This window comes from Streptomyces sp. NPDC028991, from assembly GCF_055564775.1.
Genome location: NZ_JBVHVP010000002.1, coordinates 93600 through 110336, shown reverse-complemented (window position 1 = coordinate 110336; position 16737 = coordinate 93600). Strand labels below are relative to the sequence as shown.

Annotated in this window: 18 protein-coding genes and 1 pseudogene; 7 read left to right on the top strand and 12 right to left on the bottom strand. The window is 70.8% G+C overall.

The features are described 5' to 3' along the window. Positions 1-26 precede the first annotated feature (26 nt). The 9 genes from ACZ4V1_RS04570 to ACZ4V1_RS04530 all read right to left on the bottom strand — a co-directional run bounded on the left by ACZ4V1_RS04570 (position 27) and on the right by ACZ4V1_RS04530 (position 8254). Positions 27-1361 carry a dicarboxylate/amino acid:cation symporter gene (locus ACZ4V1_RS04570; protein WP_468329267.1) on the bottom strand — a complete coding sequence of 445 codons (1335 nt, stop codon included), beginning with the start codon at positions 1359-1361 and terminating at the stop codon, positions 27-29. A gap of 315 nt (positions 1362-1676) precedes the next feature. Then, positions 1677-1976 (bottom strand): DUF4229 domain-containing protein, encoded by a 300-nt coding sequence (locus ACZ4V1_RS04565; RefSeq protein ID WP_404170635.1) that lies wholly within the window; start codon positions 1974-1976, stop codon positions 1677-1679. A 100-nt stretch (positions 1977-2076) separates the two neighbouring features. Next, positions 2077-2601, bottom strand: a complete 525-nt coding sequence (locus ACZ4V1_RS04560; protein ID WP_468329264.1) for a GNAT family N-acetyltransferase — start codon at positions 2599-2601, stop codon at positions 2077-2079. A 16-nt stretch (positions 2602-2617) separates the two neighbouring features. After that, a complete protein-coding gene (locus tag ACZ4V1_RS04555) occupies positions 2618-3259 on the bottom strand; it encodes a UdgX family uracil-DNA binding protein (protein WP_468329261.1) in 642 nt (213 codons plus the stop codon). Between the two features lie 173 nt (positions 3260-3432). Beyond that, on the bottom strand, positions 3433-4596 hold the full coding sequence (gene mqnE, locus ACZ4V1_RS04550) for an aminofutalosine synthase MqnE (RefSeq protein WP_468329259.1): 1164 nt from the start codon (positions 4594-4596) through the stop codon (positions 3433-3435). A 58-nt stretch (positions 4597-4654) separates the two neighbouring features. After that, complete coding sequence (locus ACZ4V1_RS04545; RefSeq protein WP_121748517.1) at positions 4655-5113, bottom strand: Lrp/AsnC family transcriptional regulator; 459 nt, start codon at positions 5111-5113, stop codon at positions 4655-4657. Positions 5114-5182: 69 nt separating this feature from the next. Then, positions 5183-5863, bottom strand: coding sequence for a UbiX family flavin prenyltransferase (locus ACZ4V1_RS04540; protein ID WP_468329255.1), 681 nt, complete (start codon positions 5861-5863; stop codon positions 5183-5185). Between the two features lie 31 nt (positions 5864-5894). Beyond that, a complete protein-coding gene (gene mqnP / locus ACZ4V1_RS04535; RefSeq protein ID WP_468329252.1) occupies positions 5895-6800 on the bottom strand; it encodes a menaquinone biosynthesis prenyltransferase MqnP in 906 nt (301 codons plus the stop codon). Further along, complete coding sequence (locus ACZ4V1_RS04530) at positions 6797-8254, bottom strand: menaquinone biosynthesis decarboxylase (protein ID WP_468329249.1); 1458 nt, start codon at positions 8252-8254, stop codon at positions 6797-6799. Before ACZ4V1_RS04530 ends, mqnP begins: the two co-directional genes overlap by 4 nt. A 90-nt stretch (positions 8255-8344) precedes the next feature. Here ACZ4V1_RS04530 and ACZ4V1_RS04525 point away from each other — a divergent pair, with 90 nt between their 5' ends. Further along, positions 8345-8674, top strand: a complete 330-nt coding sequence (locus tag ACZ4V1_RS04525; RefSeq protein WP_468329246.1) for a PLD nuclease N-terminal domain-containing protein — start codon at positions 8345-8347, stop codon at positions 8672-8674. 332 nt (positions 8675-9006) lie between these two features. Here ACZ4V1_RS04525 and ACZ4V1_RS04520 read toward each other — a convergent pair whose 3' ends face one another. Next, complete coding sequence (locus ACZ4V1_RS04520) at positions 9007-9120, bottom strand: DUF397 domain-containing protein (protein ID WP_468330893.1); 114 nt, start codon at positions 9118-9120, stop codon at positions 9007-9009. Next, positions 9068-10024, bottom strand: a complete 957-nt coding sequence (locus ACZ4V1_RS04515; protein WP_468329243.1) for a helix-turn-helix domain-containing protein — start codon at positions 10022-10024, stop codon at positions 9068-9070. Before ACZ4V1_RS04515 ends, ACZ4V1_RS04520 begins: the two co-directional genes overlap by 53 nt. A gap of 106 nt (positions 10025-10130) precedes the next feature. Between ACZ4V1_RS04515 and ACZ4V1_RS04510 the strand changes: the two genes are divergently transcribed. Beyond that, positions 10131-10826 (top strand): DUF7848 domain-containing protein, encoded by a 696-nt coding sequence (locus ACZ4V1_RS04510; protein ID WP_468330890.1) that lies wholly within the window; start codon positions 10131-10133, stop codon positions 10824-10826. Here ACZ4V1_RS04510 and ACZ4V1_RS04505 read toward each other — a convergent pair. Continuing rightward, the gene (locus ACZ4V1_RS04505; protein ID WP_468329240.1) at positions 10753-12363 is read right to left on the bottom strand and encodes a carboxylesterase/lipase family protein; all 1611 of its coding nucleotides are present in this window, start codon (positions 12361-12363) and stop codon (positions 10753-10755) included. The genes ACZ4V1_RS04510 and ACZ4V1_RS04505 overlap by 74 nt on opposite strands. Before the next feature lie 122 nt (positions 12364-12485). Between ACZ4V1_RS04505 and ACZ4V1_RS04500 the strand changes: the two genes are divergently transcribed. The 5 genes and pseudogenes from ACZ4V1_RS04500 to ACZ4V1_RS04480 all read left to right on the top strand — a co-directional run bounded on the left by ACZ4V1_RS04500 (position 12486) and on the right by ACZ4V1_RS04480 (position 16713). Beyond that, on the top strand, positions 12486-13211 hold the full coding sequence (locus tag ACZ4V1_RS04500; RefSeq protein ID WP_468329237.1) for a MerR family transcriptional regulator: 726 nt from the start codon (positions 12486-12488) through the stop codon (positions 13209-13211). A gap of 181 nt (positions 13212-13392) precedes the next feature. Beyond that, positions 13393-13947 (top strand): DUF6232 family protein, encoded by a 555-nt coding sequence (locus ACZ4V1_RS04495; RefSeq protein ID WP_468329234.1) that lies wholly within the window; start codon positions 13393-13395, stop codon positions 13945-13947. Beyond that, positions 13944-14291, top strand: a complete 348-nt coding sequence (locus ACZ4V1_RS04490) for a hypothetical protein (RefSeq protein ID WP_468329231.1) — start codon at positions 13944-13946, stop codon at positions 14289-14291. Before ACZ4V1_RS04495 ends, ACZ4V1_RS04490 begins: the two co-directional genes overlap by 4 nt. 155 nt (positions 14292-14446) lie before the next feature. Then, positions 14447-15169: pseudogene (locus ACZ4V1_RS04485) on the top strand (TioE family transcriptional regulator). 143 nt (positions 15170-15312) lie between these two features. Continuing rightward, positions 15313-16713: a condensation domain-containing protein gene (locus ACZ4V1_RS04480; protein ID WP_468329228.1), complete on the top strand. Its 1401-nt coding sequence runs from the start codon at positions 15313-15315 to the stop codon at positions 16711-16713. Positions 16714-16737 lie beyond the last annotated feature (24 nt).

The window sequence follows — 16737 nt, the reverse complement described above, 5'->3', positions numbered from 1 at the left end:
CGACGCCGGCACCTGGAACACGCCGGTCAGACGGCGGCCGGAACCGGCTCCGGCGCCTGCTTCTCCGGCTCCCGCTCGCGCTCCGGCTCGTCGATCGGCGAGCTGTGCGCCTCGCCGTAGGCCTTGCGGTCGAGTAGCCCCTCGCGGGCCGAGACGATCACCGGGACGAGAGCCTGGCCGGCCACGTTCGTCGCCGTCCTCATCATGTCCAGGATCGGGTCGATGGCGAGGAGCAGGCCGACGCCCTCCATGGGCAGGCCCAGGGTGGACAGGGTCAGGGTCAGCATGACCGTGGCGCCGGTGAGGCCGGCCGTGGCGGCGGAGCCGACCACCGAGACGAAGGCGATCAGCAGGTAGTCGCCGATGCCGAGCTGGATGTCGAAGATCTGTGCGACGAAGATCGCGGCGATCGCCGGGTAGATCGCGGCGCAGCCGTCCATCTTGGTCGTCGCGCCGAACGGCACGGCGAAGGACGCGTACTCCTTCGGCACGCCGAGGCGCTCGGTGACCTTCTGGGTGAGCGGCATGGTGCCGACGGAGGAGCGGGAGACGAAGGCGAGCTGGATCGCGGGCCAGGCGCCCTTGAAGAACTGGAGGGGGCTGGCCTTGGCGACGGTGGCGAGCAGCACCGGGTAGACCACGAACATCACGATCGCGCAGCCGACGTAGATGTCGGCGGTGAAGGTGGCGTACTTGCCGATGAGGTCCCAGCCGTAGGTGGCGATGGCCTTGCCGATGAGGCCGACGGTGCCGAGCGGGGCGAGGCGGATGACCCACCACAGGGCCTTCTGGAGGAGGGCGAGGACGGACTCGCTCAGGTTCAGGATCGGCTGGGCCTTCTCGCCGAGCTGGAGGGCGGCGATGCCGGCGACGGCGGCCATGAAGACGATCTGGAGGACGTTCAGGTCGGTGAACGGCGTGATGACGTTGGTCGGCACGATGCCGGTCAGGAAGTCGATCCAGGACCCGGTGTTCTCGGGCTTCGCGCCGTCGGCCGGGGTGAGGCCGGTACCGGCGCCGGGGTTGGTGACCAGGCCGATGGTCAGGCCGATGGCCACCGCGATCAGCGACGTGATCATGAACCAGAGGAGGGTGCGGGACGCCAGGCGGGCCGCGTTGTTGACCTTCCGCAGGTTGGTGATCGACACCAGGATCGCGAAGAAGACGAGCGGTGCGACGGCCAGCTTCAGCAGACCGATGAAGGTGTCACCGACCTTCTCGAGGGTGGTGACCAGCCAGGATATGTCCTGGCTGCGGGCCAGCCAGCCCAGCAGGACGCCGAGAACGAGACCGGCGAGTATCTGGGCCCAGAAGGGCACCTTGAAGTACTTCGTGACGCTCGTGACTGAAGACACGGACATGCTCCGTAGGGGGACGGGACGCGGGGACGGACGCGCAGGGCTGACGTGGAGAACGACGGATGAGGGGGGAACGTCAGGGGCGACAGTTCGCGGACGCGCACCGACAGAGGTCCACGTGCAGGCGCGCCACGAGCGCGAGGCTCGGCGGTGTGTGGGGCGCGGCTGCGTGCTTCATGCACAAGACTTTAACACCTGAGCTTTGAGACGCCCAAAGCCTCACTTTGAGAGGCGGGCGAGGTCTCCTGCCCGTAAAACGCAGATGGCCCCGGTTTCCTGTGAATTCGGAAACCGGGGCGTGCGTGGGTGTGACGGGCCTTACGAGGTCTGGCCCTGCGCGCGTGCCGTGTCGTCGGCGGTGTCCTCCTGGCCGCGGTTGGCCTCGAGGTTGGCCTTCATGCGGTCCACGCGGCTCACGACCTGGACGGAGGCCCGGTCGCGCTCCTTGCGCAGCGCGACGTAGCTGATGGGGGCCGAGATCAGCAGGGAGAGCAGGACGATCCACATGCCGTTGGAGTCGCCGAGGCCGCGCGGGAACACGCCGACGTAGACGAGCCCCCAGACTGCCACGAGGCAGCCGACGAAGATCCCGAGGCGCATCAGCGTGTAGCGGAGCATCTCAATCCACTCTTCCGTTTCTGGCACAAAGAGGCACTGTCCAGTGAAACATGCCGGGTTGCCGATCTTTCAGCGGGGTCGGGCCGCGACGGGAACGCGCTCAGGTCAGCGGCAGCAGCATGAAGACGTCGTCCCGGTCGTCGCCCGGCGCCACGCGGATCGCGCCGGGCACCCGGCCGACCTCCTTGTAGCCGCAGGACTCGTAGAAACGCTCCAGGCCGAGGCCGCCCCGGCAGGTGAGCCGGATCGCCTCGATGCCCGGGACGGTGCGGGCCGCGTCCGCGGCGGCGGCCATCAGGTCCCGGCCGTAGCCCCGGCCCTGGTGACGCGGGTGGACCATCACCGTGTAGAGCCACAGCCAGTGGGTCATCAGGCGGTGCGTGTTGAGGGCGAGGAACGCGGTGGCGGCCACCTGCCCCGTCTCGTCGTGGCCGACGAGCAGGCGGGTGCGGCCCTCGGCCATGCCCACCAGGTGTCTGACCAGTTCGGGGCGGATGTCCTCCCGCGCCACCGGCGGCACGAAGCCCACGGAACCGCCCGCGTTGGAGACGTCGGTCCACAGGTCGAGTACGCCGTCGCGCAGGTCGGGGGTGATGGCCGGATCGAAGGCGAAAGTAAGGGACACGAGGCCATGGTAACCATTACCCGAGTGCCTGTGCGGCCACTTCCAGATCCGAGACCAGTCCCCGGTACGCCCCCTCCCTGTCCTCGGCCCGCAGCACCGCCGACGGATGCACGGTCGGCACCAGCCGCTCCGGACGGCCGTGGATCTCCTCCTCCAGCACCGTGCCGCGCACCCGCGTGACCCGGAACGAGGAGCCGAGCAGCGCCTTGCCGGCCGTGGCGCCGAGCACCACGATCAGTTCGGGTTCCACGCGGGCCAGCTCGGCGGCCAGCCAGGGGCCGCAGGCGGTCATCTCGCGCAGGGTGGGCGCCTTGTGGATACGGCGCTTGCGGGGCTCCGCCCGCGTGAACTTGAAGTGCTTGACGGCGTTGGTGACGTAGGCGTCCGCCGGGTCGAGGCCGGCGTCCGCCAGTGCCCGGTCGAGCAGGCCCCCGGCGGGGCCGACGAAGGGCTTGCCCTGCCGGTCCTCCTGGTCGCCGGGCTGCTCGCCGATCAGCATCACCCGGGCGGTCGCCTTCCCGGCGCCGAAGACGGTCTGCGTCGCGTCCCGGTGCAGGGGGCAGCCCCTGCACTCGGCTGCGGCCTTGCGCAGGGCGGGGAGGCCGCCGCGCTTCGGAACGAAGGGTTCGGCAGTGTAAGCGTCCTCGGTACCGGCCATGTGGTCCGACTACCCGCCGCGGGGAGTCGGACCCGTGTCGGCTGCGGGTGGTCTGTGGTTGCTCGCGCCCACGCGGCGGAGCCGCACATCGATACAGCCCCGCGCCCCTGAAGGGGCGCGGGGAACTGCGCGAACGGCCCCCACCGGCCCGCAGCCGGAGAACCACCGAAAAATCACACCCGCATCGGCTGCGGCGACTCCCGACGCTCCGCTTCGGGCCCCTCGAACTCCCGGATGATCTCGTACCGCGTGTTGCGCTCGACCGGCCGGAAGCCGGCGTCGCGGATGAGGTCCAGCAGGTCCTCGCGGGTGAGCTTGTTCGGCGTGCCGAAGTCGTCCGCGTCGTGCGTGATCTTGTACTCGACGACCGAGCCGTCCATGTCGTCGGCGCCGTGCTGGAGGGCCAGCTGGGCCGTCTGGACGCCGTGCATGACCCAGAAGACCTTGACGTGCGGGACGTTGTCGAACAGCAGGCGCGAGACCGCGAAGGTCTTCAGGGCCTCCGCGCCGGTCGCCATCTGCGTCCGGGCCTGGAGCCGGTTGCGGACCTTGCCGTCCCGCACGTCCACGAAGTCGTGCTGGTAGCGCAGCGGGATGAAGACCTGGAAGCCGCCCGTCTCGTCCTGGAGCTCGCGCAGCCGCAGTACGTGGTCCACGCGGTGGCGCGGCTCCTCGATGTGGCCGTAGAGCATGGTGCACGGGGTCTTCAGACCCTTCTCGTGCGCCAGGCGGTGGATGCGCGACCAGTCCTCCCAGTGGGTGCGGTGGTCGACGATGTGCTGCCGCACCTCCCAGTCGAAGATCTCGGCGCCGCCGCCGGTCAGGGACTCCAGACCGGCGTCGATCAGCTCGTCGAGGATCTCGGAGGCGGACATCCCGGAGATGGTCTCGAAGTGGTGGATCTCGGTGGCCGTGAAGGCCTTGAGCGACACGTCCGGCAGCGCGGCCTTCAGTTCCCTGAGCGAGCGCGGGTAGTAGCGCCACGGCAGGTTCGGGTGCAGGCCGTTGACGATGTGCAGCTCGGTGAGGTTCTCGCCCTCCATCGACTTGGCGAGCTTCACCGCCTCCTCGATGCGCATCGTGTACGCGTCCTTCTCCCCCGGCTTGCGCTGGAAGGAGCAGTACGCGCAGGAGGCGGTGCACACGTTGGTCATGTTGAGGTGGCGGTTGACGTTGAAGTGGACGACGTCGCCGTTCTTCCGCGTCCGCACCTCGTGCGCGAGGCCGCCGAGCCAGGCCAAGTCGTCCGACTCGTACAGCGCGATGCCGTCCTCGCGGGTCAGCCGCTCCCCGGAGCGGACCTTCTGCTCCAGCTCCCGCTTGAGCCCGGCGTCCATGCGATACCTCTTTCTGAGACTGACTCGTAAACCGTACGCCCCGACTACTGGACCTCTTCTACTGAACCTCTTCCGGCAGCTCGCCCACCCGGTTCTCCCACTTGGTGGAGAGCACGATGGTGGTACGGGTCCTGGACACGCCCTTCGTGCCCGACAGCCGGCGGATGATGCTCTCCAGGCCGTCCACGTCGGCCGCGCGCACCTTGAGCATGTAGGAGTCGTCGCCGGCGATGAACCAGCAGTCCTCGATCTCCCGCAGGTCCCGCAGGCGCTGCGCCACGTCCTCGTGGTCGGCGGCGTCGGAGAGCGAGACGCCGATCAGGGCGGTGACGCCGAGGCCGAGCGAGGCGGCGTCCACGGTGGCCCGGTAACCGGTGATGACGCCGGCCGCCTCCAGCCGGTTGATGCGGTCGGTGACGCTGGGTCCCGACAGTCCGACGAGGCGCCCCAGCTCCGCGTAGGAGGCCCGGCCGTTCTCCCTCAGGGCCTGGATGAGCTGCCTGTCCACCGCGTCCATGCGATCGAAGCCTTCCACTGAAGAGTTCTGAAGATGTGGATAACAAACGTGTGTGGGGGGAGGTGGTGCTCAGGTGGTGGGGCGGGCCCCGCCGAGGTCGCCGCGCCAGCGGCGGTAGAGGTCGTGCTCGACACCCGCCGCGTCGAGGACGCGTCCGGCGACGAAGTCCACCAGGTCCTGGATGTGCGTCGCCCCCGCGTAGAAGGCCGGCGAGGCGGGCACCACGGTCGCGCCCGCGTCGTCCAGTGTCACCAGGTGCCGCAGCGTCCGGCCGTCCAGCGGGGTCTCCCGTACGGCCACGACCAGCTTGCGCCCCTCCTTCAGGGTCACGCTCGCCGACCGCTGCAACAGGTCCTTCGACAGCCCGAGCGCGACGCCCGCGACCGAGGCCGTCGACGCGGGCACGATCAGCATGCCCTTGGCCGGATACGACCCGGAGGACGGCCCGGCCGCGAGGTCGCCCGCGCTCCAGTGCCGTACCCGGTCGCCGGCCAGGTCGACGTCGAAGGTGCCGGGCTTGCCGTCGGCACCCCGGGACAGCCAGGTGTGCAGGTCGGTCCGCCAGTGGGCGTCCCGGAAGGAGATGCCGGTCTCGTCGAGCAGGGTGAGCCGCGAGGCCCGGCTGACCACCAGGTCGACGCTCTCGCCGGCGTCGAGCAGCGCCCGCAGTACCGCCGCCGCGTACGGCGTACCGGATGCCCCCGACACCCCCACGATCCAAGGCGCGCGCTGCGTCTGTCCTGGCTTCATGATGCCGAGCCTAGTCGCAGGCTCAGGGTTTTCAGACAGTGAGGCCCCGCACCAGCAGGTCCAGCAGCGCGCACACGAACAGGGCGATGCCGATGAAGCCGTTGACCGAGAAGAACGCCCTGTTCAGGCGGGACAGGTCGGTCGGGCGCACGATGGTGTGCTCGTAGACGAACGCGCCCGCCACGATCAGCAGGCCGAGCCACAGGAAGGCACCGGCGCCGGTGGCGACGGCGTACCAGGCGAACAGGGCCGTGGTGACGGTGTGGCAGGCGCGGGCGCCCCAGATGGCCGCCGGGACGCCGAAGCGGGCCGGGACCGACTTCACGCCGACCTCGCGGTCGGTCTCGACGTCCTGGCAGGCGTAGATCAGGTCGAAGCCGCCGATCCAGATGCCGACCGCGAGGCCGAGGATCACGGCCTCCCAGGACCACTCACCGGTGATCGCCAGCCAGCCGCCGATCGGGCCCATCGCCTGGGCGAGGCCGAGGATGGCCTGCGGGAAGTTCGTGAACCGCTTGCCGTACGGGTAGACCACCATCGGGATCACCGCGATGGGGGCGAGGGCCAGGCAGAGCGGGTTGAGCAGGGCGGCGGCGCCCAGGAAGACGACGAGGGCGATCAGCGCGCCGGTCCAGGCGTGCCTGACCGACATGGCGCCGGTGACCAGTTCGCGGTGGGCGGTGCGCGGGTTGCGGGCGTCGATCTCGCGGTCGATGATCCGGTTGACCGCCATCGCGAAGGTGCGCAGGCCGACCATGGCGACGGTGACCAGGAGCAGCCGGCCCCAGTGGATGTTCTCGTCCCACTCGTACATCGCGGTGAGGGCGGCGATGTAGGCGAAGGGCAGCGCGAAGACCGAGTGCTCGATCATCACCAGGCGCAGGAACGCCTTGGTGCGCCCCGGCTGCTGCGGCAGCGCGGCGGAAGCCGACGTCACAGTCCGTACTCCTTCCAGCGGCGGTCGACCTTCGCCGCCGTCTCCGGGTCGGACAGCACCATGTCCGGCCAGCCCCCGTCCCGCGTGTACCCCTCCTCGGGCAGCTTCTTCGTGGCGTCGATGCCCGCCTTGCCGCCCCAGAACTGCTGGTAGGAAGCGTGGTCGAGATGGTCGACCGGACCTTCGACGACGGTGAGGTCGCGGGCGTAGTCGGTGTTGCCGAGCGCCCGCCAGGCGACCTCGTGCAGGTCGTGGACGTCGCAGTCGGAGTCGACGACCACGATCAGCTTGGTCAGGGACATCATGTGGGCGCCCCAGATGGCGTGCATGACCTTCTGCGCGTGCTTGGGGTACTTCTTGTCGATCGAGACGATCGCGCAGTTGTGGAAGCCGCCGGCCTCGGGGAGGTGGTAGTCCACGATGTCCGGGACGATGATCTTGAGGAGCGGCAGGAAGAAACGCTCCGTCGCCTTCCCCAGCGGGCCGTCCTCCGTCGGCGGGCGGCCGACCACGATCGACTGGAGCAGCGGGCGCTTCCGCATCGTCACGCAGTCGATCTTCAGGGCGGGGAACGGCTCCTGCGGCGTGTAGAAGCCGGTGTGGTCGCCGAAGGGGCCCTCGGGGAGCATCTCGCCGGGCTCCAGCCAGCCCTCGATGACGACCTCGGCCTGCGCCGGGACCTGGAGCGGGACCGTCTTGCAGTCGACCATCTCGATCCGCTTGCCCTGGAGGAACCCGGCGAAGAGGTACTCGTCGATGTCGCCGGGGAGCGGCGCGGTGGAGGCGTACGTCACGGCGGGCGGGCAGCCGAAGGCGATGGCGACCGGCAGGCGCTCGCCGCGCCGGGCGGCCACCTGGTAGTGGTTCCGGCTGTCCTTGTGGATCTGCCAGTGCATGCCGATGGTGCGCTTGTCGTGGCGCTGGAGGCGGTAGAGGCCCAGGTTCCGGATGCCCGTCTCGGGGTCCTTGGTGTGGGTGAGCCCGAGGTTGAAGAAGGAGCCGCCGTCGTCCGGCCAGGTGAAGAGGGCGGGGAGCCGGTCGAGGTCCACGTCGTCGCCGGTGAGGACGACCTCCTGCACGGGCGCGCTGCCCGGCTTCACCTTCTTCGGCGGTACGTGCGTCATCGCGCCGAGCTTCCCGAAGGCCTCGCGCACGCCGACGAAGCCCTGCGGCAGCTCGGGGCGGAGCAGCCCGCCGATCTTGTCCGAGATGTCGGAGTACGACTTCAGGCCGAGGGCCTTGAGCAGGCGCCGGTCGGTGCCGAAGACGTTCATCGCGAGGGGCATGTCGGAGCCCTTCACGTTCTCGAAGAGCAGGGCGGGGCCCCCGGCCTTGTTCACCCGGTCGACGATCTCCCCGACCTCCAGGTACGGATCCACCTCGGCCTTGACGCGCTTGAGGTCGCCGTCGCGTTCCAGTGCCCGGAGCAGGGAGCGGAGATCGTCGTAAGCCATGCCGCCCAGTATCCCCGAGCGGCTACCCTGGCCCTGTAACCGGGGGCCGTGACGCGTCCCCCGCCACCGCTTCCGCTGGAGAGAGGCCCCATGCTCCGGGTGCTGATGTTCCTCGTGCCACTGGCGTTGAGCGTCTACGCGTTCATCGACTGCATCAGCACGAAGGACGAGGACATCCGCCACATCCCCAAACCGCTGTGGGCGATCCTCGTACTGCTCTTTCCGCTGGTCGGCTCGATCTCCTGGCTCATCGCCGGCAAGAAGCGGCAGGCGGCGGGCGGGGCGCCGTGGCAGGGCGGCGGGCGGCGGCAGTTCGTCGCGCCGGACGACAATCCGGACTTCCTGAAGTCGCTCGACGACGACAAGAAGCAGGACGGGGACCGGGGCAGGGACAAGGACGAGGACCCCAAGGGCGACTGAGGGGCGCTCCGGGTCACGTCCCAGCCAGGTCGTGGCGAGCGGGGCGGTGACCGCGGCGACGGCGAGGAGCGTGACGTTGGGGGCGACCCGCCGGTCTCCAGGCCCTCGTCGGCGACGCTACTCATCGACGGGGGCTGACATATGTCAGCGGTCAGTGCGCTGAGCGTAAGGGAGTTAGGGGACCCGGAAGCCAGCCCGACCGGTGATGTTCACCCGGGCGAGTGAGCCGACGCCGTGGGCGGGTGGGGTGGGGCTTGGTGGTGGTCTTTTCCCCGAGTAGTCCTTGGAGGGATCACCCGCGATCCCGGAGCACGAGAACCCGGGTTCCGGTGTCAGCGCAGGGCCGAGGTGAAGGCGGACCAGGCCGCGTGGCTGACCAACAGGGCGGGGGCGTCAGGGTTCTTGCTGTCGCGGACGGGGACGACGGCGGGGATATCGGGGGCGATTTCGACGCAGTTGCCGCCGTTCTCGCCGCTGTGGCTGCTCTTGACCCACGTCGCCGCGCTGAGTTCGTGCCTGTCCATACCGCTCGTACCCTTCCATCGTGTCGCCGATGAGGGCGAAAGTCTGGCGGGCTGACAGAACATCCGCCCTGAGCACATCATAGGAGTGACTGTGGCGCGCGTAGGCGGCCGGATCCCGGCTGAAATGGCCACGGTCCACTGACTCCGAGTACACCCATCGCTCCGCGCCGGGCAGCTCGATCAGCGACATGGAGACGTTGGGGCGGAGCAGTTCCGGAAAGCTCGCCGGGGCGACCTGAATGCAGATGTTGGGGCGTCTACCGAGGTCCAGCAAGTGCGCACACTGCCCCTGCATGACCGCCGGGCTCCCCACGACGTTGCGCAGACAGCTCTCGTCAAGAACGACGAAGTAGGAAGGGCCTCTGTCGGACAGGAACCGCTGCTGTCGACTCAGACGGGCTCGCACGCGCTCCTCCAACTTGGCGCCGCTCGCAACGCGCGAGAACAACGCCCGCGCATACTCCTCCGTCTGCAACAGCCCCGGCATCACCCGCTCCTGGTACTCCCGCAGCGCCACCGCCTCCGCGTCCATGTCGGCCCGGCGCTGGAACCAGTCCGGATGCTCCACCTCCGGATACCAGTCGATCCGCCCCCACAACCGCGCCAGCACCCCACCCGTGCCCAGCAGTTCGTCGCACGTCTTCGCGAACGTGTCCTGCGGCACCCGCGTCCCCGCCTCGACCCGGGCGATGTGCGACCGGTCGCAGGGGATACGGACCGCCAGCCCCTCCTGCGTGAGCGCCGCCGCCTCCCGGAAATGCCGCAGCACCTCGCCGAACACGGCGGCCGTACTCACGCCCGGGCCACCGGCGTTGCGTCGGCCCACGGCCTCTCCCCCCTTTGTGACAGTGGACGAGTGTCACGCGTCAGACGTTGATACCGAAGGTTCCCCTCGGCGACTCTCGATACACCCAGAGTGACGGAGGCTGATGATGGGACCGGTGGAACCGGTGGAACCGGGAACGCTCGTCTACGACCCGCGCACCCGCGAGGTCGGTGAGTACCGGGGCGAGGCGGGGCCCTGCGCGATGCTGCGCCCCGTCGGCGGCGGCCGGGAGTGGCAGGCCGACCCGGCGCTGATCCGGGCGGCGACGGCCGAGGAACGGCTGAGCGCCGGCGTGCGGGCGGCCAACGGCCGTTCGTGCGGCGGCCTGTCGGCGGTACCGCCGCTGGTCGACGCGGGACCGCCGCCCGAGCCGGTCACCGGCTGCGCCACCTGCGCCCGGCTGGCCGAGCGGCGCACACACGCACGGGCCGCCGGGGACGGCAGCGCGGAGACCGACGCCGACGTGCTGCTGGCCCGGCACCAGCGCCAGGAGCACGCCGGGCGCCGTGTCTTCCGGTACGTACCGTTCACCATCGTCCAGGACCCCACGGCACAGCCGGAGTACGAAGCGCGCTGCGTTTCGGGGGACGAGGCCGACTGCGGCGCCTCCTCCGGACCGTGTCAGGGTCCGGAGGAGGTGGAGGAGTGGCAGCGCGGGCACACCCAGGAGACCCGGCACCTGCGCTACCGGCGCTGCTTCGCGGACTACGCGGTGCTGGAGGCGGCGGTCAGGAGCCGGCCGGGTCCTCCTGGAGCCACAGGTCGCACTTGTGGTCCTCGGGGAAGGTCGTCGACACCGTGATCGCCTCGGGAGCGAGTACCTGCACCTTCGGGTACTGGTTCCAGCGCGGGGCGTCCACCGCGTACGGGACGCCGGTGTGCGCGAAGTTGGTCCAGTAGCCGATCATCTTCGCCGCCAGGGCGTTCTGGGCGGGAGTGCCCGAGACGCCGCCGAAGACGTACCGGATCTCGGAGCCGTGCGGGGCGCCGAGGGGGAAACCGACCGGCAGGTCGAGGTAGTCCATGGCATGGCGGTCGGCGAACTCGTACTGGTAGGAGCGGGTGTGGGCGGCCATCAGCTCCGCCGTGCGGGACTGGAGACAGGCGAACTGGGAGTCGGTGAGGACCGCGCCGAGGGCCTCGGCGGGGGTGCCGTAATCCGTCAGCGGGTAGCGGGCGAGGATCGCGTCGGAGCGGTCGCCGTAGAGGGTACGGACGGCGACCGGGTATCCGGCCGCCGTCAGCGGGCGGCCGGCCAGGTCGTACATGGACGCCACGGTGAGGCGGCCTTCGTCGGCGGTGGTGCCCTGGAGGACGGGGACCCGGTGGAACCGGCCGCTCTCCAGCGCGTCCGTGATCTGCAGCGGCAGGACCCGGCCGTCGACGTTCGGGACCCAGCGGGCCGTGGGACTCAGCGAGGCGGCGAGGAGCTCGTCGGCGGGCCTGCCGCGCAGACAGGCCACGTCGGCGCAGCCCAGGGAGTCGGCCCAGGACGCGCCGGTGCGCTGCTGGGACTCCTGGGTGGGCAGCGGGAAGCCACAGCCGGACTGGGCGATGGCACGGTCGTACAGTCCGAGCGTGCGCGGTGAGACGAGGTGCTGACAGACGCTGCCGCCGCCCGCCGACTCGCCGAAGATCGTCACGTTGCCCGGGTCGCCGCCGAACGCCGCGATGTTCTGCCGCACCCAGCGCAGGGCCGCCTGCTGGTCGAGCAGGCCGTAGTTGCCGGAGACGCCCTCCCGCGATTCTCCGGCCAGGCCCGGGTGGGCGAGGTACCCGAAGGCGCCGAGGCGGTAGTTGAGGGTGACGACGACCACGTCGCCCCGGGCGGCGAGGTCACCGCCGTCGTAGAACGCCCCGGAGCCGATCGTGAAGCCGCCTCCGTGCATCCAGACCATCACGGGCCTCTCGCGCGGGGAGCGGTCGGCGGGCGTGTGGACGTTCAGGTAGAGGCAGTCCTCGCTGGGGGTGCCGGGACCGGCCAGGTCGCCCCAGGGAGTGGACGACTCCGCCTGCATGCAGGGGTCGCCGGGGGTCGTGGCGTTCCGAACGCCCGTCCAGCGCTCGGGCGGGGACGGCGGCTTCCACCGCCGGTCTCCGACCGGCGGGGCGGCGTAGGGGATGCCGAGGTAGGCGTTCGCGGACTCGCCCGCCCCGCCCCGCACCTGCCCGTACCGGGTGGTGACGGTCGTGTCGCCCGCGGTCGCGGCGGGCGCGGCAGCCAGACCGGCCGCCGACAGCAGGAGAGTGCCGGCCAGCACTCCTCGTAAGCGGCGTGTCCAGGACGACGACGGGTCTTGCGCCGTCTGCGTCCTGTCTTTCTCGTGCGGACCGGACATCGGCACCTCCGTGTGCGGGTCGGGTAGTGGCACGGTCACCGCAGTGTCGGACCTCTCGCGCGTCCTCCCCATCGCGTAAATCACCAGTCCCGGTCGTGTTTCCAGGCCATACCCTCGGCCCGATGACGAACGACCGCCGTCTGCGCACCGTCGACCTGGCCCGCCAGGCCGGGCTGTCGACCCAGCAGATCCGCAACTACGAGGACGCCGGCGTCCTTCCTCCGGCCGGGCGGACCGAGTCCGGCTACCGGGTCTTCGGCGAGCGGCACCGACAGGCCCTGACGACGTACCGAAAGCTCCGGGAGGGGTACGGACCGGTGCCGGCGACGCGGGTCATGCGGGCCGTGCACGAGGGGGACGTACCCGGCGCGCTCGCCCTCGTCGACGCCACGCACGCCGCCCTGCACGAGGAGCGGGGCTCGCTGCGGGCCGCGAGCGAGGCGCTGGAGGCGCTGGCCGATCAGAGGCTCGAACCGCATCCCGGCCCCGGCGGTCTGCGCATCGGCGAGGTGGCCGCGCTGATCGGCGTACGGACGTCCGCGCTGCGGGTGTGGGAGGCGGCGGGGCTGCTCGCGCCCGGGCGGGAACGCGGCACCGGATACCGGCTGTACGGCCCCGCCGACGTGCGCGACGCGCGGGTCGTGCGCACGCTGCGCCGCAGCCACTATCTGTTCGACCACATCCGGCCCGTCCTGGACGGCCTGCGGCGGGAGGGCGGCAGCGAGGCACTGCGGGCGGCGATCGCCGCCCGGGAGCAGGCGCTCACGGCACGCACGCGGGCCATGCTCGCGGGCGCCGGCCGACTGCACGTGTATCTAAGTGACTTGCACCAGGGACACCCCGCGTGATTAATGAGTCACTCACTGACGGCTCATCAGCCTACGGAGGGTCAGGAAGGCGATGGAGAACACCCCGCATCAGGAATTCCAGCCACCCGGCCAGAGAACCCAGCCACCGAGCCAGGGAACGCAACCACCGGGCCAGAGAACCCAGCCACCGGGCCAGTACGACATCCCGCCACCGCCCGCCGTGCCCCCGCAGGCCGTGCGGGGCATCGACCTGCGGGTCAGCAAGCGCCTGCTGTGGGTCGGCGCGGCGGCGTACCCCCTGCAGAACATCACGCGGGTCTACACCTTCACCCTGACGCCCCGGCGCAAGGAAGCCACGCTGCTGTTCCTCAGGCGCACAGCGCTGATCCTCTCGGTGGCCTTCGGACTGACGATCGTCGCCGGGCTGACGGCACTCGCGGACAGCTCGACGGCCGGGGGCATCCTCACCTTCGTCTGGCTGGGGGCCATCGCGGCGCTGGTGTTCTGCGTCGTGGAGCTGTTCTCCGTACTGACGGCTCCGGCCCACTACGTCCTGGCGGTAGAGACGTCCGGCCCGTCCATCGCCATGGTGACCAGTGCCGACCCGCGCCATCTCGACCAACTCGTCGCGCCCATCGTGCAGGCCATCGAGAATCCCGAGGCGGAGTTCCACGTGAGAGTGGAGCAACTCCTGATCAATCCCAGCAACTACTACTTCGGCGACAACGTCAACATGTTCGGCGGATCGGGCAACGTGGGGATGGGGAAGGCATGAGCGGCAACAGCTACCACTACGGTGACAACGTCAACATGTACGGCGGCACCAACAACACCGGCATGGTGAAGAACGCGGCGCCGACCGCCATGGATACCGAACTGCGCTCCGCCGTCGAGGCGTTGACGGCTCAGCTCCTGGAACTGCGGGCACAGGTACCGCCCCTGGGCGCGCAGACCATCGACGAGTCCCTGCCGGTCCTGGCTCCCGACGCCGTGGTCCAGCCGCAGGCCCGCACCCGCGCCCTGATGGCCGTCGCGGGCGTCGCCGCGACCGCCGGGGCGCTGGGCGTGCCGATCGTGGAAGCGGTGAACGGGATCCTCCAGCTCCTCGGCGCGCAGTAGCGGACGCGATGACGGGCGAGATCCCTCCCCCGCCGCCCACCCGCCGCCCACCCGTCGACTGCTCCTGCGGCCCGCACCTGAGCGGGCACCCCTGTCGGGCCTGCCCCTCATGACGGCCGCGCATAACATGACGGCCGCGCATAGGCTGCGGGCCGATGGACACCGACGACCGCCGTCTCCGCACCGTCGACCTGGCCCGCCTGGCCGGCCTCTCGACGCAGCAGATCCGCAACTACGAGGACGCCGGGGTTCTTCCCCCGGCCGCACGGACCGAGTCCGGGTACCGCGTCTTCGGGGAGGTGCACCGGCACGCGCTGACGACGTACCGGACACTGCGGCAGGGATACGACCCGGTGCCGGCGAAGCGGATCATGCGGACCGTGCACGACGGGGACGTGTCCGGCGCGCTCGCGCTCGTCGACGCGGCGCACGCCGCCCTCCACGAAGAGCGGGTCTCGCTGCGGGCCGCGAGTGAGGCACTGGAGGCGCTGGCACGGGAGGAGCCCGAGCCGTCGGCCCGCTCGGCCGGCGGCCTGCGCATCGGCGAGGTGGCCGCGTTGACCGGCGTACGGACGTCCGCGCTGCGTGTGTGGGAGGCGGCGGGGCTGCTCACGCCCGGGCGGGAGCGGGGCACGGAGTAGCGCGTGTACGCACCCGCCGACGTCCGCGACGCGCGGCTCGTGCGCACGCTGCGCCGCAGCCACTACCTGTTCGACCAGATCCGCCCCGTCCTGGACGGCCTGCGGCGGGAGGGCGGCAGCGAGGCGCTGCGCGCCGCGGTGGAGGCACGCGGGCGGGCCCTCACCGCGCGGACGCGGGCGATGCTGGCGGGCTCGGGCGCCCTGCACGCGTATCTGGAGCAGGTCCGCCCGGAGTGAACGACAGCCTCCCGGACAGCCCCCGTATCGGCGTTCGAGGAGCCATCCGTTCCGTTGAACCGTGCCGACACACCAGGTGCGCGGTCGCGGGCACGGCATTCCCTTGGTCGGGTCTGTTACATCTGCGAACGGAGATCCCCCTCGTGCGAATGACCGACATCCAGCGCTGCGAGATCCGGCCGGGGCGCCTCGTCGAGTGGACGCTCAGTCCTCGGACCCTGGACATCGCGGCAGCGCTGCCCGAGGACGCGCGGCCGCCCGCGTACATCCAGGAGTCGCACATCCGGACGGCCCGGTCGGTCCGCGAGGGCGGCCTGTTCGTGCCGACCTGGCTCGGAGCGGCCTTCGACATCCCGGGCCCGGTCGACCTCGACATGCTCCAGGAGGCGCTGCGCGTCTGGACCCTGCGGCACGAGACGCTGCGCAGCGGCTTCCGCTGGAGTGGTGAGGCCGGGGACGTGATGCGGCGGTTCACCCTCGACGCGGACGCGGTGTCCCTGTATCGCGAGGACGTCGGCGACTTCCCGGACGCGACGGAACTGACCCGCCACCTCCAGGACCGCTTCGACAGCGTCGCGGACGCGCTGCGCTGGCCCAACCTGATCTACACGGCGGTCGTCCGCGACGACGGCGTCAGTGTCTACATGGCCTTCGACCACAGCAACGTCGACGCCTACTCCATCTACCGCATCCCCGCCGAGATCCACGAGCTGTACACGGCCGGCGCCGAGGGCCGGTCCTTGCCGCGTCCGCGGGTCGGCAGCTACGTCGACTTCTGCGAGGCCGAGCGGGCGGACGCGGACCGGATCGACGGCGGCCACGATGTCGTCGCCCGCTGGCGGGAGTTCATCCGGCGGTGCGACGGACGGCTGCCCTCCTTCCCCGTCGACCTGGGTGTGGAGCCCGGCGGCCCGCTGCCCGAGCAGAGGCTCCTGCGCGAGACACTGGTGGACGCGGCCGACGCCGCCGCCTTCGAGGCGTACTGCCGTCCCCACGGCGGCAGCCTGGTCGGCGTCCTGGCCGCCACCGCGCTCGTCGTCCACGAGATCGGCGGGGAACCCGTCTACCGCACGGTCGTGCCGTTCCACACCCGGTCGCGGTCGCAGTGGTCGGAGTCCGTGGGCTGGTACGTCGGCGGCGCGCCGATCGAGATCCCCGTGGCACGCGCCCCCGACTTCCCGAGCGCCCTGCGGGCCGTCCGCGCCGAGCTCCAGGCAAACCGGCGGCTGGCCCGGCTGCCGATCGACCGGGTGCTGCGCCTGCTCGGCACGGACTTCCGCCCCACCTCACCGGACCTGTACTCGATCGTGTCCTACGTCGACGCCCGCGACGTCCCGGGCTCCGCCCACTGGCCGGACCAGTCGGCGTACGCGCTGCTCAGGGTGTCGTACGGCGACCAGGTGTGCGCGTGGGTGACCCGGCTCCGGGAGGGCCTGTGGTTCGCGAGCCGCTATCCGGACACCGACGTCGCGCACAAGAACCTGCGGCTGTACGTCGAACGGCTGCGGGACGTGGTCACGAGCGTCGCCCGTTCCCGGTCCTAGGGCACCGCGGTCTCGTCCACCACG

What these genes read in the sequence shown, in the direction of transcription:
- ACZ4V1_RS04570 (WP_468329267.1), bottom strand. Translation starts at nt 1,361, where the DNA reads ATGTCCGTGTCTTCAGTCACGAGCGTCACGAAGTACTTCAAGGTGCCC.
- ACZ4V1_RS04565 (WP_404170635.1), bottom strand. Translation starts at nt 1,976, where the DNA reads ATGCTCCGCTACACGCTGATGCGCCTCGGGATCTTCGTCGGCTGCCTC.
- ACZ4V1_RS04555 (WP_468329261.1), bottom strand. Translation starts at nt 3,259, where the DNA reads ATGGCCGGTACCGAGGACGCTTACACTGCCGAACCCTTCGTTCCGAAG.
- mqnE (WP_468329259.1), bottom strand. Translation starts at nt 4,596, where the DNA reads ATGGACGCCGGGCTCAAGCGGGAGCTGGAGCAGAAGGTCCGCTCCGGG.
- ACZ4V1_RS04545 (WP_121748517.1), bottom strand. Translation starts at nt 5,113, where the DNA reads ATGGACGCGGTGGACAGGCAGCTCATCCAGGCCCTGAGGGAGAACGGC.
- ACZ4V1_RS04540 (WP_468329255.1), bottom strand. Translation starts at nt 5,863, where the DNA reads ATGAAGCCAGGACAGACGCAGCGCGCGCCTTGGATCGTGGGGGTGTCG.
- ACZ4V1_RS04530 (WP_468329249.1), bottom strand. Translation starts at nt 8,254, where the DNA reads ATGGCTTACGACGATCTCCGCTCCCTGCTCCGGGCACTGGAACGCGAC.
- ACZ4V1_RS04525 (WP_468329246.1), top strand. Translation starts at nt 8,345, where the DNA reads ATGCTCCGGGTGCTGATGTTCCTCGTGCCACTGGCGTTGAGCGTCTAC.
- ACZ4V1_RS04510 (WP_468330890.1), top strand. Translation starts at nt 10,131, where the DNA reads ATGGGACCGGTGGAACCGGTGGAACCGGGAACGCTCGTCTACGACCCG.
- ACZ4V1_RS04505 (WP_468329240.1), bottom strand. Translation starts at nt 12,363, where the DNA reads ATGTCCGGTCCGCACGAGAAAGACAGGACGCAGACGGCGCAAGACCCG.
- ACZ4V1_RS04500 (WP_468329237.1), top strand. Translation starts at nt 12,486, where the DNA reads ATGACGAACGACCGCCGTCTGCGCACCGTCGACCTGGCCCGCCAGGCC.
- ACZ4V1_RS04490 (WP_468329231.1), top strand. Translation starts at nt 13,944, where the DNA reads ATGAGCGGCAACAGCTACCACTACGGTGACAACGTCAACATGTACGGC.